This is a genomic window from Mesorhizobium sp. A623, from assembly GCF_054489405.1.
This window is the reverse complement of sequence record NZ_JBTMXB010000008.1, coordinates 155,039-179,436: the sequence shown is the minus strand read 5'-3', so window position 1 is coordinate 179,436 and position 24,398 is coordinate 155,039. Positions and strand designations below refer to the sequence as shown.

19 protein-coding genes are annotated in these 24,398 nt (G+C 62.0%); 13 read left to right on the top strand and 6 right to left on the bottom strand.

Annotation, left to right across the window (positions count from 1 at the left end):
- The first annotated feature begins 279 nt into the window (after nt 1-279).
- The 6 genes from lptF (at nt 280) to rsmA (ending at nt 7,848) form a co-directional block, all read left to right on the top strand.
- Entirely contained in the window at nt 280-1,482 is a 1,203-nt protein-coding gene (lptF, locus tag ACX3P1_RS11050) for an LPS export ABC transporter permease LptF (protein WP_459079619.1), read from the top strand.
- Complete coding sequence (lptG, locus tag ACX3P1_RS11045) at nt 1,479-2,567, top strand: LPS export ABC transporter permease LptG (RefSeq protein ID WP_459079651.1); 1,089 nt, start codon at nt 1,479-1,481, stop codon at nt 2,565-2,567. The genes lptF and lptG overlap by 4 nt, the downstream gene beginning before the upstream one ends.
- Nucleotides 2,567-4,966, top strand: coding sequence for an LPS-assembly protein LptD (locus ACX3P1_RS11040; RefSeq protein ID WP_459079618.1), 2,400 nt, complete (start codon nt 2,567-2,569; stop codon nt 4,964-4,966). Before lptG ends, ACX3P1_RS11040 begins: the two co-directional genes overlap by 1 nt.
- A 90-nt stretch (nt 4,967-5,056) precedes the next feature.
- Nucleotides 5,057-5,992, top strand: a complete 936-nt coding sequence (locus ACX3P1_RS11035; RefSeq protein WP_459079617.1) for a SurA N-terminal domain-containing protein — start codon at nt 5,057-5,059, stop codon at nt 5,990-5,992.
- 15 nt (nt 5,993-6,007) lie between these two features.
- Nucleotides 6,008-7,021: a 4-hydroxythreonine-4-phosphate dehydrogenase PdxA gene (pdxA, locus tag ACX3P1_RS11030; protein WP_459079650.1), complete on the top strand. Its 1,014-nt coding sequence runs from the start codon at nt 6,008-6,010 to the stop codon at nt 7,019-7,021.
- Nucleotides 7,018-7,848 carry a 16S rRNA (adenine(1518)-N(6)/adenine(1519)-N(6))-dimethyltransferase RsmA gene (gene rsmA / locus ACX3P1_RS11025; protein WP_459079616.1) on the top strand — a complete coding sequence of 277 codons (831 nt, stop codon included), beginning with the start codon at nt 7,018-7,020 and terminating at the stop codon, nt 7,846-7,848. Before pdxA ends, rsmA begins: the two co-directional genes overlap by 4 nt.
- Before the next feature lie 55 nt (nt 7,849-7,903).
- Here the strand turns inward: rsmA and ACX3P1_RS11020 are convergent, their stop codons facing one another.
- Nucleotides 7,904-9,376: a cobyric acid synthase gene (locus ACX3P1_RS11020; protein ID WP_459079615.1), complete on the bottom strand. Its 1,473-nt coding sequence runs from the start codon at nt 9,374-9,376 to the stop codon at nt 7,904-7,906.
- 137 nt (nt 9,377-9,513) lie between these two features.
- Between ACX3P1_RS11020 and ACX3P1_RS11015 the strand changes: the two genes are divergently transcribed.
- Nucleotides 9,514-10,680: an isobutyryl-CoA dehydrogenase gene (locus ACX3P1_RS11015; protein ID WP_459079614.1), complete on the top strand. Its 1,167-nt coding sequence runs from the start codon at nt 9,514-9,516 to the stop codon at nt 10,678-10,680.
- Between the two features lie 32 nt (nt 10,681-10,712).
- Complete coding sequence (mmsB, locus tag ACX3P1_RS11010; RefSeq protein WP_459079613.1) at nt 10,713-11,597, top strand: 3-hydroxyisobutyrate dehydrogenase; 885 nt, start codon at nt 10,713-10,715, stop codon at nt 11,595-11,597.
- A gap of 311 nt (nt 11,598-11,908) precedes the next feature.
- Here the strand turns inward: mmsB and ACX3P1_RS11005 are convergent, their stop codons facing one another.
- From ACX3P1_RS11005 to ACX3P1_RS10985, 5 genes are all read right to left on the bottom strand, one after another.
- On the bottom strand, nt 11,909-12,274 hold the full coding sequence (locus ACX3P1_RS11005) for a hypothetical protein (protein WP_459079612.1): 366 nt from the start codon (nt 12,272-12,274) through the stop codon (nt 11,909-11,911).
- Between the two features lie 130 nt (nt 12,275-12,404).
- Nucleotides 12,405-13,784, bottom strand: coding sequence for an aspartate aminotransferase family protein (locus tag ACX3P1_RS11000; RefSeq protein ID WP_459079611.1), 1,380 nt, complete (start codon nt 13,782-13,784; stop codon nt 12,405-12,407).
- Between the two features lie 55 nt (nt 13,785-13,839).
- Nucleotides 13,840-13,968 (bottom strand): hypothetical protein, encoded by a 129-nt coding sequence (locus ACX3P1_RS10995; RefSeq protein WP_459079610.1) that lies wholly within the window; start codon nt 13,966-13,968, stop codon nt 13,840-13,842.
- A 156-nt stretch (nt 13,969-14,124) separates the two neighbouring features.
- A complete protein-coding gene (locus ACX3P1_RS10990; RefSeq protein WP_459079609.1) occupies nt 14,125-15,291 on the bottom strand; it encodes an MFS transporter in 1,167 nt (388 codons plus the stop codon).
- Complete coding sequence (locus ACX3P1_RS10985; protein ID WP_459079608.1) at nt 15,288-16,457, bottom strand: MFS transporter; 1,170 nt, start codon at nt 16,455-16,457, stop codon at nt 15,288-15,290. The genes ACX3P1_RS10990 and ACX3P1_RS10985 overlap by 4 nt, the downstream gene beginning before the upstream one ends.
- Nucleotides 16,458-16,835: 378 nt before the next feature.
- Between ACX3P1_RS10985 and ACX3P1_RS10980 the strand changes: the two genes are divergently transcribed.
- From ACX3P1_RS10980 to ACX3P1_RS10960, 5 genes are all read left to right on the top strand, one after another.
- The gene (locus tag ACX3P1_RS10980) at nt 16,836-17,837 is read left to right on the top strand and encodes an ABC transporter substrate-binding protein (RefSeq protein ID WP_459079607.1); all 1,002 of its coding nucleotides are present in this window, start codon (nt 16,836-16,838) and stop codon (nt 17,835-17,837) included.
- Between the two features lie 193 nt (nt 17,838-18,030).
- Entirely contained in the window at nt 18,031-18,918 is an 888-nt protein-coding gene (locus ACX3P1_RS10975) for an ABC transporter permease (protein WP_459079606.1), read from the top strand.
- Nucleotides 18,911-19,978: a quaternary amine ABC transporter ATP-binding protein gene (locus tag ACX3P1_RS10970; protein ID WP_459079605.1), complete on the top strand. Its 1,068-nt coding sequence runs from the start codon at nt 18,911-18,913 to the stop codon at nt 19,976-19,978. The genes ACX3P1_RS10975 and ACX3P1_RS10970 overlap by 8 nt, the downstream gene beginning before the upstream one ends.
- A gap of 122 nt (nt 19,979-20,100) precedes the next feature.
- Complete coding sequence (locus ACX3P1_RS10965) at nt 20,101-21,675, top strand: trimethylamine methyltransferase family protein (RefSeq protein WP_459079604.1); 1,575 nt, start codon at nt 20,101-20,103, stop codon at nt 21,673-21,675.
- Between the two features lie 75 nt (nt 21,676-21,750).
- Nucleotides 21,751-24,321, top strand: a complete 2,571-nt coding sequence (locus ACX3P1_RS10960) for a GcvT family protein (RefSeq protein WP_459079603.1) — start codon at nt 21,751-21,753, stop codon at nt 24,319-24,321.
- Nucleotides 24,322-24,398 lie beyond the last annotated feature (77 nt).

Sequence of the window (24,398 nt, the reverse complement as noted above, 5' to 3'; positions counted from 1 at the left end):
GTTTTGGGGCGTTTGGCAATAGTTGGACGGTCGCAGCGGCAAATTTGCGCGATTTGCGTCAGGGCTATTTGTCTCATGACCTGCGCTCCCCTTTATCTGCGGCCGCCTGTTAACCATCTATCTTTTCCCTTCCTTATCCAATATTGCCGACACTGCGGCCTACCGGGACACGCTTGGGGTGCAACGGAACCCAGGCCAGTCCGGTTGTGCAAGCGACGCCGGACAGATACTTTGTGCGGAGGCATGATGCCGGTCGAATGCAGCCGAGAACCAGACTGAATGAAGGTCGTCGAACGCTACATCATGCGGCGCACATTTGCGCTTTTCATGGGAACGCTCCTGTGGACGCTGGCGATCGTCTGGACGACGCAGGTGCTGGCGCGCATCGATCTTGTTACCGATAGCGGCCAGTCGGCACTGACATTCTTTCAACTCGCCACGTTCATCCTGCCGTCCATCATCCCGATCGTCGTGCCGTTTGCGCTGGTCGTCGCGGTAGCCCAGACGCTGAGCACGATGAACGCCGATTCGGAACTGGTGATCATAAGTGCCGCCGGCGCCTCACGGCTCGCCGTGGTCCGGCCGATCTTGCTGCTTGCCATTGCCGCCGGCCTGTTTTGCTTTGTCATCCACAACGGCATCGATCCTTATGCGCGCCAGAAGAACCGCGACCTTATTGCATCGGCCCGCGCCGACTTCCTCGCCCTGATTATTCAGGAAGGGACGTTCCGCAAGGTCGATGACGGGCTTTTCGTGCAGATTGGCGAGCGATTGCCCGATGGCCGGTTGGGCGGGATCTTTGTCGCCGATTCGCGACAGCCAAACGTCGATCTCATCTATTACGCCAAGACCGGCGCCGTCATCGATCGCGGCGACAAGAAGGTGCTGCTGATGAACGACGGCGTCGTCCACCGCAAGTCGCCGTCGGACGACGTGTCGGTCATCCGCTTCACCTCCTACGCGTTCGACCTTTCGGCATTCAGCCCCAACAATCCGGGCAAGATCCTCTTGCCGAAGGACCAGACGACGCAATATTTGCTGAATCCCGATCCCAATGACCCGGTCTACAAGCAGGAACCCGATCTTTACCAGACCGAACTCAACAAGCGCTTCTCCGAATGGCTTTTCCCGATAGCCTTCGCGCTGATCGCCCTGGCGGTCGCCGGCGACGCCAAGTCCCATCGCGAGGCGCGCATCCATCCCCTGATCACGGCCATCGTCATCTGCCTCGTGGTGCGCTGGCTTGCCTTTTTCGCCGAGGGCGAATCCAAGAGCGAGCCGGTGCTCGGCTATCTGATGTATGCGATCCCCATCCTGGCGTCGCTCGTATCTATCCTGTTCATTCGCGCGCAGAAAACCATGGAACTGCCGATGAACTGGATCGACTCCAGCCTTGCCGCCGGACGCAGCCTGCGTAAGCACGCGGCAGCCGTCAGGACCCGTATCTTCGGCGGTCCCACCCCCCGCCAGGGAGCGGCATAATGGGTTGGACGCTCGGCCGATACTTCTTCTTCCGCTATGCAAAAATCACGGCGTGGTTTTTCCTTGGCATTTTTGCCTTGATCTTCCTGATCGACTTTACCGAAATGACCGGGCGCACGGCGCGCCTGCCCGGCTTCACCTACCAGACGGGATTGATGATTTCGGCCTTTCGGGTGCCGATGATCATGCTGCAGACGGTGCCGTTCGTCGGCCTGTTCTCCGCCATGGCGACGCTCGTCTCGCTCAACCGCAAATACGAACTGGTCATCGCCCGCTCGGCCGGCATATCCGCCTGGCAGTTCCTGCTGCCGTGCTGCATCGGCGCGCTGGCGTTCGGCGTGCTGTCGGTCGGCGTGCTCAACCCGATCGCCGCCTACGGCTTTTCCCGCTCCGAACAATTGGAAAGCAGCCTCAGTTCCGGCAAATCCAACGCCATTTCCGCCGCATCGGCCCCGTGGATACGGCAAAAAACGGCATCCGGCGACACCATCATCGGAGCCCACGCCATCCTCAACCAGGGCCTGGAGATGGCGGACGCCTCGTTTTTCATCTTCGATCAGGAAGGCAACATCGTCGAACGGAAGGATGCAAGGCACGTCTATCTTCGCGACGGTTATTGGGACCTGCAGGACGTCAAGATATTCCGGGAGGGCAAGGCTGCCGAGAGCCGGCCGGAAGACCGCGTTGCGACCAACCTCAAGCCGGAATTCGTACAGGAACGACTTGCAAGGCCCGAGACGGTCCCGTTTTACGAGTTGCCGGGAAAGATTGATATTGCCCGCTCTTTCGGACTTAGGGCAAATGCCTTCGCCATGCAGTTTGATTCCCTGATGGCGCTGCCCTTCCTGCTTCTGGCAATGACGCTGATCGCGGCGACGGTATCGATGCGGTTTGCCAGAATGGGACAGTCGGCAACAATGATTTTGGGTGGTGTCTTTGCCGGGTTTCTGCTTTATGTCGTATCGGTCCTGGTCAAGGCTTTCGGGGTGGCCGGATTCGTTCCGACTGTCGTGGCTGCCTGGTTCCCTGTAGTTGTATCGATGTTTTTTGGGGTTACGTTCCTGCTGTACAAGGAAGATGGCTAGTGGAAAGGGCTGTGTTGCGTAGCCGTAAGGCCGCCCGTTTGACGCATCTTTATGGCGCGACGGCCTTGGCTTGCCTTTTTTCCTGCGCCTTCCCGGCAGTTCCGGCCTTCGCCCAGGATCTGACCGCGCTGGCGCCCGAGGTTCAACCCGGCTCGCAGATGCTGCTGGAAGCCGACACTCTGGTCTATGACAACGACGCCCAGACCGTCACCGCTGTCGGCGGGGTACAGATCGACTATGCCGGCAATCGTCTGGTTGCCCAGCGCGTTACCTATGACCGCAAGTCCAAGCGGCTGGTCGCCAGCGGCAACGCCCAACTGGTCAACAGCGACGGCACCAAGGTTTATTCGGAACATATCGATATCACCGACGATTTCGGCAACGGCTTCATCAACGCGCTGCGCGTGGAAACCCCCGACAAGACCTACATGGCGGCCGAGAGCGCCGAGCGCATGGGCGGCATCCTCACCACGTTCCACAACGGCGTCTATACCGCGTGCGAACCGTGCGAGGACAAACCGAACAAACCCGCGCTGTGGCGCATCAAGGCGCGCAAGGTAATCTGGAACGGCGAAAAGAAGACGATCCGTTTCGAGCAGTCGAATTTCGAGTTCTTCGGTTTCCCCATTGCCTATCTGCCGGCGTTCGAAATCGCCGATCCGACGGTCAAGCGCAAAAGCGGCTTCCTGATCCCCGGCATCCGCTACAAGAGCGAGATGGGCGTCGGAGTTACCGTTCCCTATTATTTCGCGCTGTCCCCCACCTACGATTTGACGGCCAAGGGAACCTATTATTCCAAGCAGGGCTTTTTGGGTGAAGCCGAATGGCGCCAGCGATTCAACAACGGCGAATACTCGCTGAAGATGGCCGGTATCCACCAGAACGATCCTCAGGCATTCGACGCCAATACGGTTGATTCCGGCGCGGCCGGTGATCCGACCAAGTTCCGCGGCATGATGGGCACCAAGGGCCATTTCGCCATCAATTCGCGTTGGGATTTCGGCTGGGACATCCTCGCCCAAACCGACAAGAACTTCTCGTACACCTATGACATCGATGGCTATAAGGACTACTACCATCGTTCGGAAGTGTATCTGACCGGCCTGAACGACCGTAACTATTTCGACCTGCGCGCCATGCGTTTCCAGGTTCAGGAATCGGCTCTCGACAGTTCCAGTTCGTCGGTAAACAGGTCGCAGCCCTGGGTTCTTCCCTCGCTCGACTATGCCTACATTCCAGAAACGCCGCTGGCCGGCGGCCAATTGTCCTTCAACCTCAACGCCAGGGCGCTCCACCGCGACTCGCTGGATAGGGCGTTTACCCTCGGCACTGCCGATGTCCAGCGCCTCGGCGGCCTCGAAGGCGATTCCGGCCGCATCACCGCCGAAGCGGAGTGGAAACGTACCTTCATAACCGATGGCGGCCTGGTGATCACGCCGATGCTCGCCTTCCAGGCGGACGCCAATTACGTCGACGCTTCGACAGGTTCGATCGCGGCCGTCAACTCGATGGCCAACAATCCGCTGATCGACACGACAGCCGACACGCGCTCGACCTTCAGCCGGTTCATGGCCACCGCCGGACTGGAATTGCGCTATCCGATCCTGTTTGCGATGGGCACTTCCAGCCACATACTGGAACCGATGGTGCAGACCTTCGCCCGCCCCAACGAGCAATATGTCGGTGGACTGGGAATTCCCAACGAAGATGCGCAGAGCTTTGTCTTCGATGCGACGACGCTGTTCGAACGCGATAAATTCTCCGGCTACGACCGCGTCGAGGGCGGCACCCGCGCCAATGTCGGCCTGCGTTATTCGGGCAGCTACAACAATGGCTGGTCCACCCACGCCGTATTTGGTCAATCGTACCAGCTTGCCGGGCTCAATTCCTTCGATACGCCCGACCTGGCCAACGTCGGCGCCTATTCGGGGCTGGAAACGGATACATCGGATTTCGTTGGCCTCGCGGGCATAGCCAGCCCCAGCGGTTTTTCCGCCTCTGTCGGCGGCCGTTTCGACGAAAAGACCTTCGAAGCGCGCCGCACCGAAGTGCGCGCGGCCTATAGCGGATTTCCGGTTTCGCTGGCCTCCAGCTATACCTTCATTCAAGCCCAGCCTCTCTATGGTTTCGAAAAAGACCGCCACGAGGCCTCGCTCAGCGGAACCTTCAAGTTGGGTCAGAACTGGAGCGTGTTCGGCTCCGGCACCTACAATCTTGAAGACGATTACATCGCCAGCAAGGGAGCAGGTTTCTCCTACGCGGACGAATGCTTCACCTATCTGATGACATTTTCGGAGACACTGGCAAGCAAAGGCGCCACCCCCTCGCAAAGCATCGGCTTCAACATCTCGTTCCGCACGATTGGCGATTTCGGGTCCTCGACCGCCGCTACGCAATGATGGTTGCACGAGCCGACATCGTTTCGCCGTATAAAGCAGGCACAGGATTGTCGCATTCACTCCAGAGATTTAGCCCGGGATGAAATCGAAATGCTTTCGATGAGGAAATACTTTTTTTCGGCTGGATTTGCGCTTTTGGCCGCAATGACCGCTGTTTCCGTCACCGCGACGACGCCGCAGGCCTTCGCCAATACGATCGCCTATGTTGTCAACGATGTGCCGATCACCTCCGCCGACATCAAGCGTCGGGCAGCTTTTTTGCGCCTGCAGCGCCGCAAGGGCGATGCGGCCAATGACATGATCGAGCAAACCCTGCGGCTTGGCGAGGCGAAACGGTTGGGCATCAACATCAGCGACAGCCAGGTAAACGAAGCCTATGCGCGTTTTGCTTCCTCCAACAAGATGAAGGTTTCGCAACTGGACGGCGTTATGGCGCAGGCTGGGGTGACCAAGCAACATTTCAAGGAATTCATCCGCGCGCAGATGGCCTGGAACCAGGCGCTCGGCGCCCGGTACCGCGCCGAACAGGGCGGCAGCGGCACCAGCGAGCAGGAGATGGTGCGGCGAATGCTGGAAAAAGGCGGCGACAAGCCCAGCGCGACCGAATACATGCTGCAGCAGGTTATCTTCGTCGTCCCCGCCGCCGAGCGGAAATCGACAATGGGCAAGCGCAAGCGTGAGGCCGAGGCGATGCGGGCCCGTTTCAACGGATGCGAGAACACGCACCAGTTCGCCAAGGGCCTGATGGACGTCACCGTTCGCGATCTCGGCCGTGTCCTCGCGCCCCAATTGCCGCCGGAATGGGCCGACCAGATCAAGAAGACAAAGACCGGCGGCGCTACCACGGTCCGTGAAACAGAGCGGGGCGTCGAATTCATCGGCATCTGTTCCTCGCGCGAAGTATCGGACGACAAGGTCGCGCAGATGGTCTTCCAGGCCGAGGGCAAGTCGGACGACAAGGCCGATGCGCTCAGCGTAAAATACCTCGGCGAGTTGAAGGCGAAAGCCCGCATCGTCAAGCGCTGACGGCCGGCCGTGACCGTGCATGACGTCCCGCTGGCCCTCAGTGTCGGTGATCCGGCGGGTGTCGGACCGGAAATCGCCCTTGCCGCATGGGCGAGACGCAAGGCCGACGCCGTACCCGCCTTCTATCTGCTTGCCGAACCGGCTCTCTTGAAAGTGCGAGCCCAACGGATCGGCGCCACTGGCGACATTATACAGACCACGCCGGCGCAAGCCGCTTCCGTCTTCGGGAGTGCCCTGCCCGTTGTCGCGCTGGAAGCCAGCTTCACGGATACCCCCGGCCAGCCTGACCGGGCCAATGCGGCGGGTATCATCGAGGCCATCGACCGCGCCGTTGCCGATTGTTTTGCTGGTCGGGCTGCCGCTGTCGTCACCTGTCCCATCGCCAAGAAGCCGCTCTACGATGCCGGTTTCCGCTTTCCCGGCCACACCGAATATCTGGCGCATCTGGCATCGCTCCACACCGGCCGCGAAGTCACGCCGGTGATGATGCTCGCCGGCCCCGATCTGCGTACCGTCCCGGTCACCATCCATATTCCGCTGGCCGATGTTCCCAAGGCGCTGACCCGCGAACTGATCCTCGCCACCGTCCGCATCACCGCGCACGATCTTAAAGACCGCTTCGGGCTGAAAAATCCACGCATCGCGATTTCGGGCCTCAACCCGCATGCGGGCGAAGGCGGCGCGATGGGCAGCGAGGACGAATACATCGTGCGCCCCGCCGTGGAACAGTTGCGCGCCGAGGGCCTGGACGCGTTCGGCCCGCTGCCGGCCGACACGATGTTCCATCCCCGAGCCCGCGCCGGCTATGACGTAGCCATCTGTATGTATCACGACCAGGCGCTTATCCCGGCCAAGGCGCTGGCTTTCGACGAAGCGGTGAACGTGACGCTCGGCCTGCCCTTCATCCGCACCTCGCCCGATCACGGCACCGCCTTCGACATTGCCGGCAAGGGCATCGCCCGCCCCGATAGCCTGATCGCAGCGCTGAAACTCGCCCGACTCCTGGCCGACACGAAGCCCGCCGCATGAGCATCGACGGGCTGCCGCCGCTCCGCGAAATCATCGACCGCCACGGCCTTCAGGCCAAGAAGGCGCTCGGCCAGAATTTTCTGCTCGACCTCAACCTGACCGGCAAGATCGCGCGCAGCGCCGGCGACTTGTCGCAATGCACCGTCATCGAGGTCGGCCCCGGGCCGGGCGGCTTGACCCGCGCGCTGCTGATGAACGGCGCACGCCGCGTCGTCGCCATCGAGCGCGACGAACGCTGCCTTGCAGCGCTTAAGGAAATATCCGCCCACTATCCGGGCCGGCTGGAAGTGATTTCGGGCGATGCCATGAAAGCCGATTTCGCCAGTCTGTCGGGCGGCGAGCCGACCAAGATCGTCGCCAATCTGCCCTACAACATCGGCACCGAACTTCTGGTGCGCTGGCTGACGACCGAAAAATGGCCGCCCTTCTACACCTCCATGACGCTGATGTTCCAGCGCGAGGTGGCCGAACGCATCGTGGCGAAGCCCGGCAGCGACGCCTATGGCAGGCTGGGCGTGCTGGCCGGTTGGCGTTCGGAAGCAAGCATCAGCTTCGATGTGCCGGCGCAAGCCTTCACGCCGCCGCCCAAGGTCACGTCCTCGGTCGTACATCTGGTGCCGCGCGCGACACCCTTGCAAGCCGAGGTGAACAGGCTGGCGCGCGTGACCGAAGCGGCCTTCGGCCAGCGCCGAAAGATGCTGCGGCAAAGCGTGAAAAGCCTCGGCGGCGAGGCCCTGCTCAACAGCGTCGGCATCGATCCGACCCGCCGCGCCGAAACGCTGAGCATCGAGGAGTTCGTGCTGCTGGCCAACGCCGCGCGGTTTTAACTTTTAGCATCGGAACAACCCGAAAACCGGCAACCACTTTCGGTCCGATGCTCGCTCAACGCGCCAGCGAAAACAGCGCATCGCAGTCGAGATGCGTTTCCAGTTCCCCTGCGATTTCATCCAGCGCGCGCTCGACCTCGGCGCGGTAATCGATACCGCCACCCTTGACGCCAAAACTTTCGAGGAATTTTCCACGAAAGCCATCGGCTGAAAACAGCCCATGCAGGTAGGTGCCGAACACGCGGCCATCGGCCGATATGGCGCCGTCCTCGACGCCATCGACGATCGTGGCTGGCCGAAGCGTATCCGGCCCGGTCGTGCGGCCAAGATGGATTTCATAACCGTCCAGCGCCACATCGAATGGCACCGAATGCGCGGCGACCTTTCGCACCGTCTTTTCCGGCTCCATCACCGTTTCCACATCGAGCAGGCCAAGTCCCTGCGCCTCGGTCACGCTGCCCTCGATGCCGTGCGGATCGCGCACCACGCGGCCCAGCATCTGAAAACCGCCGCAAATGCCGACGACATGCCCGCCCCGCTTTACATGGTTCGCCAGGTCACGATCCCAGCCATTCTCGCGAAAAAACAGGAGATCGCCGATGGTCGATTTCGAGCCGGGAATGATCACCAGCCCGGCATCTTCAGGCAAGCGTTGGCCCGGCGGAACGAACGCCACCTCCACCTGAGGCTCGGCCTTGAGCGGGTCGAGATCGTCGAAATTGGCGATGCGCGAAAGCATCGGCACGGCCACTTTCAGCGCTCGGCTTTCGCCGGGCGCGAGCCTGTCCAATACAACCGAATCTTCGGACGGCAGGCGTGCCGCCGCCTTTAGCCACGGCACCACGCCGAAGCAGCGCCAGCCAGTGAATTTCTCGATGGAAGAAATGCCATCCTCGAACAGCGAAACGTCGCCGCGAAACTTGTTGATGAGATAACCGGCAACCATGCGGCGATCTTCCTCCGGCAAAATCAGATGCGTGCCGGTAACCGAGGCGATCACCCCTCCCCGGTCGATATCGCCGACTAGGACGACGGGCACATTCGCGCGCGTCGCAAACCCCATATTGGCAATATCGCGGCTGCGCAAATTGATCTCCGCCGGTGATCCTGCCCCTTCGACAATGACGAGGTCCGCGCCTTCGTTCACCTGCGCCCACGAATGCAGCACCGCATCCATCAGTTGCACCTTCAGGCCCTGATAATCCCGCGCCTGCGCCTCGCCGAATACCTTTCCCTGCACGATGATCTGCGAGCCGATATCGCTGTGCGGCTTCAGCAGCACCGGGCTCATATGCACCGTCGGCGGCACCCCGCAGGCAAGCGCCTGCAGCCACTGCCCGCGCCCGATTTCGCCGCTCATTCCCGGTTCCTCCGGAATATAGGCGACGGCGGCGTTGTTCGACATGTTCTGCGGCTTGAACGGCCGCACCTTCATGCCGCGGTTTCTGGCCGCGCGACAAAGCCCGGCGACCAGCACGGTCTTGCCCACATCCGAGCCCGTTCCCTGCAGCATTATCGCTTTGGCCATTGCCTTTTTTCCGCTCTCCGCCGTTCCTAAACCCGGCGTGCCGGGGTTGCGCGGCGGCATCATTGGGCTAGATTGGCCTCAGCGCATAGCCAAAAACGACAGGCTGGCGACAAGTCAGGAACATCAGCGAGGACGCCATGGACGCTGCAGTCGATGCGACCGCCGGCCAATTCGAACTCACCGAAGACCAGCGCGCAATCCAGGAGATGGCGCGGGCCTTTGCAGCCGACCGTGTTGCGCCGAACGCGCTGCAATGGGACAGCGACCGGCACTTTCCATCCGACGTGATTCGCGAAACCGGGCCGCTCGGCCTCGGCGGCATCTATGTCAGCGACGACGTCGGCGGATCGGCGCTGGGGCGGCTGGATGCCGTACTGGTTTTCGAGGCGCTGGCGCATGCCTGCCCCGGCTTTTCGTCGTTCATCTCGATCCACAACATGGCCGCCTCGATGATCGACCGCTTCGGCAGCGAGGAGCAGCGCCAGCATTTCCTGCCGAAGCTGACCTCGATGGAATGGCTGGCAAGCTATTGCCTGACCGAGCCCGGCTCCGGTTCCGATGCGGCCGCACTGAAGACGCGCGCCGTAAAAAGCGGCGGCGATTATGTGCTGAACGGCACCAAGCAATTCATCTCCGGCGCCGGCGACAGCGACCTCTATGTCGTCATGGTACGCACCGGCGCGGATGGCCCAAAAGGCATCTCCACCATCGTCGTGCCCAAGGATGCGCCGGGGCTTTCCTTCGGCGGGCTTGAACACAAGATGGGCTGGCACATGCAGTCCACCCGTCAGGTCGTCTTCGAGGACTGCAAGGTGCCGGCGCAAAACCTGCTTTCCAATGAGGGCGCAGGGTTTGGTATCGCCATGGCCGGGCTCGACGGCGGCCGGCTCAACATTGCCGCCTGTTCGCTGGGCGGCGCGCAATCCGCGCTCGACAAGGCGCTGGCCTATGCCGGCGAGCGCAAGGCTTTCGGCAAGACCATCGACCAGTTCCAGGCGCTGCAATTCAAGTTGGCCGACATGGAGACGGAATTGCAGGCGGCCCGCATCTTCCTCTACGCGGCCGCATCCAAACTGGATCGAAAAGCGCCGGACGCGTCGAAATGGTCGGCCATGGCAAAACGCTTCGTCACCGATGCCGGCTTCGACATCGCCAACCAGGCGCTCCAGGTTTTCGGCGGCTACGGCTATCTGCACGATTATGGCGTCGAGAAACTGGTGCGCGACCTGCGCGTCCACCAGATCCTCGAAGGCACCAACGAGATCATGCGGGTCATCATCGCGCGGCATCTCATCGGCCGCTGAATTTTCGCCGCTAAAACTTCCGGGAGAACTAAATGACCACCATCGCGTTCATCGGCCTTGGCAATATGGGCAACCCCATGGCCGCCAACCTCGTCAAGGCTGGTCACGAGGTACACGGTTTCGACCTGATGCCGGAAAATCTGACGGTTGCGCACGAGCACGGCATTACGGTGATGGCCAATGCCGTGGCGGCGGTGAAGGATGCGGACGTGGTCATCACCATGCTGCCGGCCGGAAAGCATGTGTTGTCGGTCTATGGCGACATCGCGCCCAAGGCGAAGCCCGGCGCGCTGTTCATCGATTCGTCCACCATCGACGTCGAATCGGCGCGAAAGGCGCACGCTATCGCCCAAAAACATGGGCTGCTGTCGGTCGACGCCCCGGTTTCCGGCGGCACGGGCGGGGCAAATGCCGGCACGCTCACCTTCATGGCCGGCGGCGCGAAGGACGCCTTCGCCAAGGCCGAGCCGATCCTGCAGGCCATGGCCGGGCGCATCGTCCATTGCGGCGAAGATGGCGCCGGCCAGGCGGCAAAAATCTGCAACAACATGATCCTCGGCATTTCCATGATCGGCGTCGCCGAGGCCTTCGTGCTCGCCGAAAAGCTCGGCCTGTCGCATCAGGCGCTGTTCGACGTCGCCTCGACCTCGTCAGGTCAATGCTGGTCGCTGACGACCTATTGTCCGGTTCCCGGTCCGGTTCCCGCCTCGCCCGCCAACCACGATTACAAGCCGGGCTTCGCCGCAAGCCTGATGCTGAAGGATCTGAAGCTGAGCCAGGAGGCAGCCCAGGGCGCGGGCGCGGTGACCCCGATGGGCGCGGAAGCCGCCCAGCTTTATGCGCTGTTCAACGCACAAGGCCACGGCGGAGCGGACTTTTCCGGCATCATCAACTTCCTGCGCGGACGTGCCGGATAGCGCACGAATCTATCTTCGCTTTTTATGCCCTATCCGGCGAAAAAGATTACAAATTTAGGTTTGATTAAGCTCTCGATAACCACGCGGTAACGATGTGCCTGTAGAACGGATGGCAAGGCGGACATACAGCACCGCCCACCGCTCCGGATCAGGTTCTGCGTACCGGAGCAGTTAAGTTTCGCAATGTTCGAGTAGCGAAACGCCATGCGTATCTGGCAAAGCCGCGTACCCTTCCGGGACGCGGTTTTTGCGTTCAGGTGCTCTCTATTTCAGCATGATCTGACCCGAAAACCGGTGCCCACTTTTCGGGATCATGCCTTGGCAGATAATCTGCGAAAATTGGCCTTTACCGTGCGGCCCGCTGGCCGCAGCGCCGCTTCGATCGAGCGCTCGACCGCGACGCCGTTCAGCACAGAGGGCGTGCGACCGGACATGACTTCTGGCCAGAACGCCGCCATCGAACCGACCATCGACATCTGCGCGGCAAAAATGCCGTCCACCGTCGCCAGCGCCTTTTCCGAAACGGCGCGGCCCGTCTCGCCTTGCCATGGCGTTTGCCGGCTGGCCTCTTCGGCCATGATCGGCAGCCGCATCATGGCGACCATCGGCGCCAGCATGAACGCGCTGCCCGTCGACGCGGCGCGCTGCACCGCGATGGAACTGCGTGACTTTCTCATGAAATTCGCTCTTTCAAAATGGCGGGACTCACAGACCCGCCACCAATAAGTTATGGCTGCGTCTTTAGTTCCGCAACCTGATCGGGGGCTCCGCAACCAGATCAGGGTTCCGCAACCGGATCGGGCAAATTCAGCCCCGGCGCAAATCCGCTTCGGCAAGGTCGAGCGCCCTGGCGATGCGGTCACACGCCATGTCGATGATGGCGCGGGTCCAGATCAGCGGCGGCGAAAGGATCATCGTATCGCCGGTCGCGCGCATCATCATGCCTTGCGCGATGGCGTGGTCGCGCACGGCGACGGCAGCACTACCGACTGGCTCAAACCGCTGCTTGGTCGCCTTGTCCTTGACGATCTCGATCGCTCCCATCAGCCCGAACGAGCGCACCTGGCCGACCAGTCCATGGCCGCCGATGCGCTCCTGCAAGGTTTTGGCGAAATACGGACCCGTATCCGTCCTGACCCGCTCGACCAGCCCTTCCCGCTCGATGATTTCGAGGTTCTTCAGCGCCACCGCACACGCCACCGGATGCCCCGAATAAGTATAGCCGTGGTTGAATTCACCACCTTTTTCAACCAGCGTGGCGGCGATCCGATCGCCGACCAGCAGGGCCGACAAGGGCTGGTAGCCGGAGGTCAGCGCCTTGGCCGTCGAGATGGTGTCCGGCTCGATGCCGAACGACTGCGCCGCGAACCATTCGCCGGTGCGGCCATAACCGGTGATGACTTCGTCCAGCATCAACAGCACATCATATTGGCGGCAGATGCGCTGCACCTCGGGCCAGTAGCTCATCGGCGGGATCTTGACCCCGCCCGCCCCCATGATCGGCTCGCCGATGAAGGCCGCGACCTTGTCCGCGCCCGCTTCGAGGATGGCGTCTTCGACCGCTTTCGCCGCGCGCAGGCCAAAATCGTGATCGCTTTCGCCCGGCAACGCCAGTTCGTAGGCGTAGGGCATCATCACATGTACGATGTTCGGCACCGCCCCGCCAAGTTGCTGATGCATGCCCTCCATGCCGCCCAGCGAAGTGCCGGCCACCGTCGAGCCATGATAGGCGTTGTGGCGCGAGATGATGCGGTTTTTCTCTGGCTTGCCTTCAAGCGCCCAGAAATGGCGCACCAGCCGAAGCGCCGTGTCGTTGGCTTCCGAGCCGGAAGAGCCGAAAAATACATGGTTGATGGATTTCGGCGCCAGTTCCGCCAGCTTCTTGGCCAGAAGCACAGGCGAAGGCGTCGAGCATTTGAAGAAGGAATTGTAGTAGGGCAACTCCTTCATCTGCGCATAGGCGGCGTCCGCCAACTCCTCGCGGCCATAGCCGACATTCACGCACCACAGCCCGGCCATGCCGTCGAGAAGCTCAGCCCCTTCCGAATCGTAGATATACGGCCCCTCGGCGCGTGTGATGATACGCGACCCGGCCTCGCGCAATTCCTTGTGGTCGGTGAAGGGATGGAGATGATGCGCGGCATCGATCTGCTGCAACTGCTTCAGCGAATAATTCTGATATGTCATGGAGTTAACCTCTCCTCTTGACTCAAATTGGCAATTCCTTGCCGTGAAGGATCAGTCAGAGGAACACGGGCGGCGAATAGCCGATGCGAGCGCACAGCCGCAGGAGTTCGGCGCGAAGCGTTCGCGGCGACGGCGTCGATGCGTAGTGGCTTTTCGGCCGTGCGTTGAGCCGCATGATCAACATGTCGTACCCTACCGCATCATTTCCGAAAACCGGAAACGATTATTTAAAGCATGTCTCCCGAAAGTGGGAACCGGTTTCGAGGTAAAGACATGCAAGAAAACAAAGACCTAAAGCTCGGCAAGCGAATCTGAAAGATCGCGACGTGCTTTAGAGCGGTCATCCGCGTTGGCGGACAAACGAACGGAACGTCGAAAAGACGATTAGAATGGCGCTCAGCACGGCGATCAGGACCGGCAGCCCGACAGGCCCCACCATCTGCATGACGAAACCGGCGGTCGGCGGCCCGATCATGCCGCCGACGCCCCACATCAGGCCGAAGGCGGCGTTGCCGGCAACCAGCGCCGATCCGGAAAAGCGGTTGCCCATCTCGACCAGCGCCATTGTATAGACGCCGTAGCCCACCCCGCCCATGACCAGCAGCAACGGTCCTTGCAGCGGCGTCGTGATGATGAACGGCAACAGCAGCGCTCCCATGAGGTTGGTAAGCGCACAGGCCACGATCATTTTGCGCCCGCCGACGCGCTCGGCCATCAGGCCAAGCGGAATCTGCACCACGATATTGCCGATCGACATGACGCCGATCAGCGTCGCCAGCGTCGCCTCCGGCAGGTGGTAGCCCGCGCCGAACACCGGCAGAAGCGAGTAGATGCTCTGCTGGTTCGCGGAAGAAACCACCACGGCCAGCAGCAAGGTGGGCGCGACCATCCAGAAATGCAGGATGCCGCCATGGCGGACACCGTCGTCAAAGCTGTTCAACCTGCTTGTGGTGAGAAACAAGATGAACGCACAGCCTAGAAAGCCGAAAATGCCGACAAGCAGCGGCGGCCACCCGTCCGTGCCAAGCAGCGCCAGCGACAGCGGCCCGGTGGCATAACCGGCCCCGGTGATGGCGTTGAACACGCCCAGTATGCGACCCCGTCGCGCCGCCGGCGCCAGCGCGATCAGCCATACTTCACCCAGGATATAGAGCGGGTTGACGGCAAGCCCGATGAGAAAGCGTGCCGGATACCAGGCCAGCCAGTTCTGGGTCAGCCCGACGAACAGGAACAGCAAGGCCGCCGAAGCAGCACTTCCAACCGCCAGCCCGCGCGCCCCCAGGAGCCGCACCAGCGCCGGTACGAACAGCGACGAGCACATCAGGCCCAGCGGCGTCATCGCGGCCGAAAGGCCGATGGCGCTGGCCGAAATACCCTGCTTCTGCATCAGGAAGGTGAACAGCGGATTGCTCAGCCCCTGCGCCACGCCGAACACGGTAACGCTGGCGATAACGCCGAAAAGCGCGCCGACAGGCATTCTCGCTTCCGGGGCTGCCTCGGCGGTCATCTGCCAGCCTTGTGGCGCCAGAGCGCGACGCCGGTAGCGCCGGCCAGCACAAAACAGACGATGCCAAGCGTCAGCGGCAGGCCCTGTGCGCCGAACGACCCCATGGCGGTCCCGCCAAGCGGCGGCATGATAATGCCGCCCACCCCCCAGACCATCGCGAAAGCTGCGTTTCCAGCCATCATCGTCTTGCCGGTGAAACGCTCGCCCAACTCGACGATCGACATCGTGTAGACGCCGTAGGAAACCGAACCCCAGACGAACAAGAGAGGCCAGATCAATGGCGTCTGGATCAGCAGGGGCAGCGCGACGCAGCCAAGCACGGTCAGGCAAATACAGACGAACCGCACCGGGCGTGCGGAAAAACGTTCCGCCAGAAGACCGAGCGGCACCTGCATGGCGATGTTGCCTGCGATCAGCACGGTCAGCAGCGCCGACATATCGAACGCCGGGATGTCGTAATAGGCTCCGTATACGGGCAGCAGCGCCAGCACCGCCTGCTCGAACCCGGCGGCGATGACGACCGTGAACACCAGCAGTTTGGCAAGCGGTATGAACTGCCAGACCGAGACATTGTCGCCGCTCATATCCGCCCTGGGGAGCCGCCCAAGCACGGACGCCAAGCATGCGCCGCAGGCAATGAAGGCGCAAATGCCGACGAGGAAAGGCGGCCAGCCTTGCGTGCCCACGGCAAGCAGGCACAGCGGGCCGGCCGCAAACCCCATGGAAATGACCGTGGCATAGATGCCCATCACCCTTCCGCGCCGGGCCGGCGGGGCGAGCGCGATCACCCACGTCTCGCTGAGCACATAGAGCGGGTTGGTCACCACCCCGATCATGAAGCGCAGCAGGAACCATGGGTAGACATTGTAGGTCCAGCCGATCAGCAGCAGCGTCAGCCCAGACAGGGCCGCGCAGGTCAGTGCGGTGCGGCCCGCGCCGAAGCGGCGCGCAAGCATCGGTACCATGGGCGCGGAAACGATGAAGCCGATCGGCGTCATCGCCGCCGACAGGCCGATCATCCCCGGCGAAACGCCCTGGCGCTGCAGGATGAAGGAAAGCAGCGGATAGGTCAGGCCCTGTGCGATCGCAAACACCGAAACGGTCGCGATGACGCCCGCGATCGCCGCCCAATCCGTCAGGTGCTCGCTGGAACTGGCCTGCGCCATACGCCTACCGTCGTCAATCGCTGGAGAAATCTCGAGAAACGCCCTGCTATCGGCTCGCGGGCATGAAAGGAAGTGCCGCCCAGCCGAATCCGCTTGCGCCACGCGCGATTGGATCGTTTCGTGGATATGCGCCCCAAAACGAAGCCCGCACGGCGGCGTAAAGGACCTCACGCGTGCCGGTGCGGCAAGATTGATGCTGCAAGAATTGACATAGTCGCAAAAAAACAAGCTTGTGTCGCTGTCAGGCACCATCTCGACTGCCCGGCCCTATTGGCTGGTAATGTTCTTGCATTTCAATTGGAAGCACACGTTTGGCGCCCTGGACGGCTCGTCCGGGCCAAACGAAAACGATCAACGAACTCCGGGAGGAAAATCTCTATGAAGAAGCTATTGGCTTCAACCGCACTGGCTGCCGCTCTTATCGGCTTTGCAGGCGCTGCGACGGCCGCCGAATGCGGCGACGTGACGATTTCCAACATGAACTGGCAGTCGGCCGAAGTCCTGGCCAGCATCGACAAGATCGTGCTCAACGCCGGCTATGGCTGCAATGCCGAGTTGGTCGTTGGCGACACCGTGCCGACGCTGACCTCGATGATCGAGAAGGGCCAGCCCGACGTGGCGCCCGAAGGCTGGGTCGACCTGGTACCGGACGTCGTGCAGAAGGGCATCGCCGACAAGAAGCTGGTATCGACCGTCGAAGCGCTTTCCGACGGCGCGGTTCAGGGCTGGTGGATTCCCAAATATCTGGCCGACGCGCATCCCGACATCAAGACGATTGCCGACGCGCTAAAACATCCCGAACTGTTCCCCGCCCCGGAAGACGCCTCCAAGGGCGCCGTCTATAACGGCCCGCAGGGTTGGGGCGGCACGGTCGTGACCGGCCAGCTTTTCAAGGCCTATGAAGGCGAGAAGGCCGGCTTCACGCTGGTCGACACCGGCTCGGCGGCAGGGCTCGACGGCTCGATCGCCAAGGCTTACGAGCGCAAGGAGGGCTGGATGGGCTATTACTGGGCGCCAACCGCCATCCTCGGCAAATACGAGATGGTCAAGCTCGAATACGGCGTGCCGTATGACGCAGCCGAATGGAAGCGCTGCAACACGGTCGCCGATTGCGCCGATCCCAAGCAGAACGAATGGCCCAAGGACCACGTGCAGACACTGGTGACGACCGCCTTTGCCGACCGTGCCGGTCCGGCGATGGATTATTTCGCCAAGCGCTCCTGGTCGAATGAGACGGTGAACAAGCTGCTTTCCTGGATGACCGACAACCAGGCGACCGGCGAGGAAGGCGCAAAGTACTTCCTGAAGAACAACCCGGATATCTGGGCTTCGTGGGTCCCGGCCGACGTCGCCGAAAAGGTCAAGAAGGCCGTCGAATAAGGCTTTCCAATTTGGAATTCGCGAAGCGGCGGGCCACCCGCCGCTTCCCTTGTTTGGCTCATAAGACGAGCCGAAATGTGCACTATCACCAAACCCTGCGCGTTTGCATGCGGTTGCCGGATAGCTCTAAAGTGCTGTTCGACGAGCATGCATTCGCGTGCGGATGGCTGGGCAGATAGATAGGCGGCAGGCAATGGACTGGCTCATAACCTTCCCACATTTGAACGACGATCTTCTGCGAACGCTGAAGAAGAGCATCGACGAAGGTTTTCGCATGTTCACGCGCGCCTATGGCGACGCCATCGAATCGTTCTTCGATCCGCTCCAGTATTTTCTCATCCACTCCGAACGGTTCATGACCAATACGCCCTGGCCCATCATCCTGGCGCTGGTGGCGGTGCTGGCCTGGCTCGGCAGCCGCAGCATCAAGATCGTCATCGGCTCGCTTCTGGCGCTGTTCGTGATCGGCCTGTTCGACATGTGGGACGACACCATGAAGACCATTTCCATGATCTTCGTCTGTACCGTCATCGCCATCGTCGTCGGCATCCCCATCGGCATCCTGATGGCGCGCTCCGACCGCGTGCAAAGCCTGATCAACCCCATTCTCGACGTCATGCAGACCATGCCGAGCTTCGTCTATCTGATCCCTGTCGTCATGCTGCTCGGCATCGGCAAGGTGCCGGGGCTGATCGCCGTCGTCATCTACGCCATCCCGCCGATGATCCGCCTGACCAATCTCGGCATAAGACTGGTCGACAAGGACGTGCTGGAAGCCGCCGACGCCTTCGGCGCGTCCAGTTGGCAGAAGCTGAAGGGCGTGCAGATGCCGCTGGCGCTGCCCACCATCATGGCCGGCATCAACCAGACCATCATGATGGCGCTGGCCATGGTCGTCATCGCCTCGATGATCGGCGTCCAGGGCCTCGGCCAGCCGGTGCTGAAGGCCATCAACAACCAGTACTTCACGCTCGGCATGTTCAACGGGCTGGCCATCGTCGGCATCGCCATCATTTTCGACCGCGTCAGCCAGGCCTATGGCAAGCGTCTCCAACGGCATCTCGAGGTGGTTCATGGTTGATAGCGCAGCACCCGCCTCCGGCATCGAGATCCGCTCGCTCTACAAGGTGTTCGGCACGAACGCGGCGCATGCCGTGGACCTGGTCAAGCAGGGCATGAGCAAGGCCGAACTGAACCAGAAGCATGGCAATGTGCTCGGCCTCAAGGACATCAACCTGCAGATGCCGGGTGGCTGCATCCAGGTCATCATGGGCTTGTCCGGCTCCGGCAAGTCGACGCTGATCCGCCACATCAACCGCCTGATCGATCCGACCGCCGGCGAAGTGCTGGTCGGCGGCACCGATGTGGTCAAGATGAACGAGCACGATTTGCGCGAATTCCGCCGCAAGAACACGGCGATGGTATTCCAGAAATTCGCGCTGCTGCCGCACCGCACCGTCCTGGACAACACCGTCTATGGCCTGCAGATTCGCGGTGCCCCGCGCAAGCAGCAGGTGGACGAGGCGATGCGCTGGATCAACCGCGTCGGCCTCGCCGGCTTCGAGAACCGCTATCCCAACCAGCTTTCCGGCGGCATGCAGCAGCGCGTCGGGCTGGCGCGCGCGCTGACCAACGACGCGCCCATCCTGTTGATGGACGAAGCGTTTTCCGCGCTTGATCCGTTGATCCGAACCGACATGCAAGGCGTGCTGCTCGACCTCCAGAAAGAGATCAAGAAGACCGTCGTCTTCATCACCCACGATCTGGACGAGGCGCTGCGGCTCGGCGACCGCATCGCCATTTTGCGCGACGGCGAAGTCATCCAGCAAGGCACCGGGCAGGAGATCGTGCTGCATCCGGCCGACCCCTATATCGAGAAATTCGTCAGGGAAGTGAACCGCGCCCGCGTCGTCCTCGCCTCCTCCGTCATGACGCCGCTGGCCGGCTCGGGAACCGTCGAAGGCCTGCAGATCGCGGCCGAAGCAACGCTCGAGGACGCGCTTCGCGAAATGGTGCAGGCCGACGTTCGTACCGCCCAGGTGCTTGGCGCCGACGGCAAGCCGGCCGGGGCGCTGACGATGCACGCGCTGGCAACGGCCATGGTGACGCCAAGCACGATCGACGAACTGGCCGAGGCATAACCCGCCTCTTCTTCGCCGCATGCCAATGTCGTTTCCCTCGCTCTAGTGGTCGCCGCCTCCGCAATGGCGGCACGATCCCCGGTCCATTATGACGGATAAAATACCGCATTCCGAGGATCATCATGACAACCGCACCGCTTGCCGCCGACACCACCGCACCTGACCATCCGCGCCGTGGTGGCCGCGCCGGAAAGCGCGCCTCCGGCTCCGCGACCTTCGAGCAACCGCCGTTTCGCCATCTGCGCAATCCGCTCAAGCCGACGAACCTGGTTTCCGAGGACGAGCTGGAATCAATCCACCTCGCCTCGCTGCGCGTCCTGAAGGAAATCGGCGTCGACGTCCTGCATGACGAGGCGCGCCGGATCATGAAAGCGCATGGCGCGGATGTGCGCGAAGGCTCGGAGCGCGTTCGCTTCGACAGCGACCTGATCCTCGAACTGATCTCGCACTGTCCATCCGAATTCACCATCCATGCCCGCAATCCGGCGCACAATGTGCGTTTCGGCGGCGACAACGTCATGTTCCTGATGATGGCGTCGGCTCCGAACAGCTCGGACACGGATCGCGGCCGGCGCTCCGGCAATCAGGCCGATTACCGCAATTTCCTGAAGCTGGCGCAGATGCACAACATCCTGCATGGCACCGGCGGCTATCCGGTCGAACCGACCGATATCCATCCCAGCGTGCGCCATCTGGAGTGCATTCGCGACCTCGCCGTGCTGACCGACAAGATGTTCCACATCTATTCGCTCGGGCGGGAACGCAATGTGGACGGCATCGAGATCGCGCGCATCGCGCGCGGCATTTCCAGCGAGCAATTACAGGAAGAGCCGTCGGTATTCACCATCATCAACACCAACTCCCCGCTCAGGCTCGATGTTCCGATGATGGAGGGCATCATCCAGATGTCGAGCATGGGCCAGGTGGTGGTCGTCACCCCCTTTACCCTGTCGGGCGCCATGGCTCCCGTGACGGTGGCCGGCGCACTGGTCCAGCAGAACGCCGAGGCACTGGCCGGCATCTCCTTCGCCCAGATGGTGAAGGCGGGCGCACCGGTCGGTTATGGCGGCTTTACCTCGAACGTCGACATGAAATCGGGCGCGCCGGCGTTCGGAACGCCCGAATACATGAAGGCGCAGCTTGTCGGCGGCCAGTTGGCGCGGCGCTACCAGATCCCCTACCGCACCTCCAACGTCTGCGCCGCCAACTCGGTAGATGCGCAGGCAGCCTATGAAAGCGTGTTTTCGCTGTGGGGCGCCATGCAGGGCGGCGGCAACATGCTCATGCACGGCGCCGGCTGGCTCGAAGGCGGACTGCGCTGCTCCTATGAAAAGACCATCCTCGACATCGACCTGTTGCAGATGGTGGCCGAATTCTTGACGCCGCTCGATCTGTCGGAAGAGGCGCTGGCCATCGACGCCATCCGCGATGTCGGCCCGGGCGGGCATTTCTTCGGCACCCAGCACACGCAGGACCGCTACAAGAACGCCTTCTATTCGCCGATCATCTCCGACTGGCGCAATTTCGAAAGCTGGGCGGAAGCCGGCTCGCCCACCGCCGTCGATCGCGCCAACCGCGTCTGGAAGGAGCGGCTTGCCATGTACGAGCAGCCAGCCATGGACCCGGCCATCCGCGAAGAACTCGACGCCTTCGTCGAAAAGCGCAAGGCCGAAGGCGGCGCTCCGACGGATTTTTGACCTCCGACCCTCTGGTCCCAAACCAGAGGGTCAATCCCAACTTGATTCACTTTCTAGATCGAAAGCCTCAACACGATGAAATCTCACGTTAAAGCGGTTGTTATCGGCGGCGGTGTCGTCGGCTGTTCGGTTCTCTACCATCTGGCCAAGGCGGGCTGGACCGACATCATGCTGATCGAGCGTTCGGAACTCACTTCCGGCTCGTCCTGGCACGCGGCCGGCGGCTTCCACACACTGAACGGCGATCCCAACGTCGCCAAGCTGCAGGCCTATACGGTGCAGCTCTACAAGGAACTGGAGGAGGTTTCCGGCCAGTCCTGCTCGCTGCACCTGACCGGCGGCGTCATGCTGGCCGACACGCCCGAGCGCATGGACTTTCTGCGGCTGGCTCACGCCAAGGGCCGCTATCTCGGCATGGATACCGAACTTATCACGCCTTCCGAAGCCAAGGCTATGTTCCCGCTGATGGACGAAAAGCACTTCGTCGGCGCCATGTGGGACCCGGTCGAAGGCCATCTCGATCCGTCCGGCACCACCATCGCCTATTCCAAGGCGGCGAAGAAGCTGGGTGCGGAAATCGTGCTGCGCAATCCGGTCAAGGAACTGACGCAGGAGCCGGACGGCACCTGGAACGTCATCACCGAACAAGGCACGGTGAAGGCCGAGCATGTCGTCAATTGCGGCGGCCTGTGGGCGCGCGAGATCGGCCGCATGGTCGGCGTCGAACTGCCGGTCCTGGCCATGGAGCACATGTACCTGCTGACCGAGCCGATGCCGGAGGTCGAAGAGTTCAACAAATCGACCGGCCGCGAAATGGTCGGCGTGCTCGATTTCAAGGGCGAGATCTACACCCGCCAGGAGCGCAACGGCATCCTGCTCGGCACCTATGAGAAGGCCTGCAAGCCGTGGTCGCCGGTCAACACGCCGTGGGATTTCGGCCATGAATTGCTGGCCCCCGACCTCGACCGCATCGCGCCGTCGCTGGAACTGGGCTTCAAGCATTTTCCGGGCATCGCCAATGCCGGCATCAAGCAGGTCATCAACGGCCCCTTCACCTTCGCGCCGGACGGCAACCCGCTGGTCGGGCCGGTGCAGGGCCTGACCAATTTTTGGGTAGCGTGCGGCGTCATGGCCGGTTTCAGCCAAGGTGGCGGCGTCGGGCTGGCGCTGTCGAACTGGATGGTCAATGGCGATCCCGGCTTCGACGTCTGGGGCATGGACGTGGCGCGCTGGGGCGAATGGGCCAGCCTTCGCTACACCAACGCCAAGGTGCGCGAAAACTATTCGCGGCGCTTCTCGATCCGCTTCCCCAACGAGGAACTGCCCGCCGCACGACCGGCGCAGACGACGCCGCTCTACGACACCATGCTCGCCAACAACGCCGTCATGGGCGATTCGTGGGGCCTGGAAACCCCGCTCTGGTTCGCGCCGAAGGGCACCGAACCGAAGGATGTCGTTTCCTTCCGCCGCTCCAACGATTTCGGCCCGATCGGTGAAGAAGTCCGCGCCACGCGTAAAAGCGTCGGCGTCACCGAGATCGCCAACTTCGCCAAATATGAAGTCACTGGAGCGGGTTCGGAGGATTTCCTGAATCGTTTGATGACCAACCGCATGCCGAAAAAAGGCCGGCTGGTGCTGACGCCGATGCTCAACGAGTTCGGCAAACTCATCGGCGACTTCACCATCGCCAAGGCAGCCGAAGACCGCTTCATGATCTGGGGCTCGTCGGCCGCCGCGAAATACCACATGCGCTGGTTCGAAAAGCAGTTGCCGAAGGACGGCTCGGTGCGGCTGCACCGCTTCGACCAGACGCTGGTCGGCCTTTCCATCGCCGGCCCGAATGCCCAGGCGCTGCTGCAAAAGCTGGTCGATGTCGATGTTTCGACCAAGAACTTCCGCTTCATGGACTTCCGCGAGATGGCCGTCGGCGGCGCGCCGGCGATCGTCAACCGCATCACCTATAGCGGCGATCTCGGCTACGAAATCTGGATGGCCCCCGCCTATGAGCGGCTCGTGTACAAGGCGATCAAGGAGGCAGGCGAGGAATTCGGCCTGGTCGATTTCGGTATGCGCGCGCTGCTGTCCATGCGGCTGGAAAAGAATTTCCCGACCTGGTTCCGCGAGCTTCGCCCGATCTACGGGCCGTTCGAAGGCGCGATGGATCGCTTCACCAGGATGGAGAAGAACGATTTTATTGGCCGCGAGGCGGCCGCAAAAGAGCAGGCCGAAGGGCCGAAGCTGCGCCGCGTTTCCTTCATCGTCGATGCGCTCGACGCCGACGTGATGGGCGACGAACCGATCTGGGCGAAGGTTTCGACCGACTACGGCACCGTCGAAAAGCCGCATGGCTACGGCGCACCGCGCTTCGATGCCACCGGCAAGGAAGTGCGCGGCTCGACGGCAGCGGAAGGCGCATCGGCCGTACGCGGCATCGTTGACGGCGATTGGCGCGTCGTCGGCTGGGTGACGTCCGGCGGCTATGCGCACTATGTTGAGAAGTCGATGGCGCAGGGCTATGTGCCCGCCGCTCTGTCTGCAAACGAGAGCGCGGGCTTGTTCGAGATCGAGATTTTGGGACAACGCCGCCCCGCCCGTATCAATGTCGAACCGCCCTTCGATCCGGCCGGCGAAAAGATGCGAGGTTAGGGAAAGGCCAGGCTATCCCGTGATCGTCACCCTCGGGCTTGTCCCGAGGGTCTGCGCCCGCTGGTGAAATCGGGGGC

Coding starts and splice junctions, on each gene's coding strand:
- ACX3P1_RS10960 (WP_459079603.1), top strand. CDS start 21,751: ATGAAATCTCACGTTAAAGCGGTTGTTATCGGCGGCGGTGTCGTCGGC.
- mmsB (WP_459079613.1), top strand. CDS start 10,713: ATGACCACCATCGCGTTCATCGGCCTTGGCAATATGGGCAACCCCATG.
- ACX3P1_RS11015 (WP_459079614.1), top strand. CDS start 9,514: ATGGACGCTGCAGTCGATGCGACCGCCGGCCAATTCGAACTCACCGAA.
- ACX3P1_RS11000 (WP_459079611.1), bottom strand. CDS start 13,784: ATGACATATCAGAATTATTCGCTGAAGCAGTTGCAGCAGATCGATGCC.
- ACX3P1_RS10985 (WP_459079608.1), bottom strand. CDS start 16,457: ATGGCGCAGGCCAGTTCCAGCGAGCACCTGACGGATTGGGCGGCGATC.
- ACX3P1_RS10990 (WP_459079609.1), bottom strand. CDS start 15,291: ATGACCGCCGAGGCAGCCCCGGAAGCGAGAATGCCTGTCGGCGCGCTT.
- ACX3P1_RS10965 (WP_459079604.1), top strand. CDS start 20,101: ATGACAACCGCACCGCTTGCCGCCGACACCACCGCACCTGACCATCCG.
- ACX3P1_RS11035 (WP_459079617.1), top strand. CDS start 5,057: ATGCTTTCGATGAGGAAATACTTTTTTTCGGCTGGATTTGCGCTTTTG.
- ACX3P1_RS10975 (WP_459079606.1), top strand. CDS start 18,031: ATGGACTGGCTCATAACCTTCCCACATTTGAACGACGATCTTCTGCGA.
- ACX3P1_RS10970 (WP_459079605.1), top strand. CDS start 18,911: ATGGTTGATAGCGCAGCACCCGCCTCCGGCATCGAGATCCGCTCGCTC.
- ACX3P1_RS10995 (WP_459079610.1), bottom strand. CDS start 13,968: ATGTTGATCATGCGGCTCAACGCACGGCCGAAAAGCCACTACGCATCG.
- ACX3P1_RS10980 (WP_459079607.1), top strand. CDS start 16,836: ATGAAGAAGCTATTGGCTTCAACCGCACTGGCTGCCGCTCTTATCGGC.
- lptF (WP_459079619.1), top strand. CDS start 280: ATGAAGGTCGTCGAACGCTACATCATGCGGCGCACATTTGCGCTTTTC.
- ACX3P1_RS11020 (WP_459079615.1), bottom strand. CDS start 9,376: ATGGCCAAAGCGATAATGCTGCAGGGAACGGGCTCGGATGTGGGCAAG.
- rsmA (WP_459079616.1), top strand. CDS start 7,018: ATGAGCATCGACGGGCTGCCGCCGCTCCGCGAAATCATCGACCGCCAC.
- ACX3P1_RS11005 (WP_459079612.1), bottom strand. CDS start 12,274: ATGAGAAAGTCACGCAGTTCCATCGCGGTGCAGCGCGCCGCGTCGACG.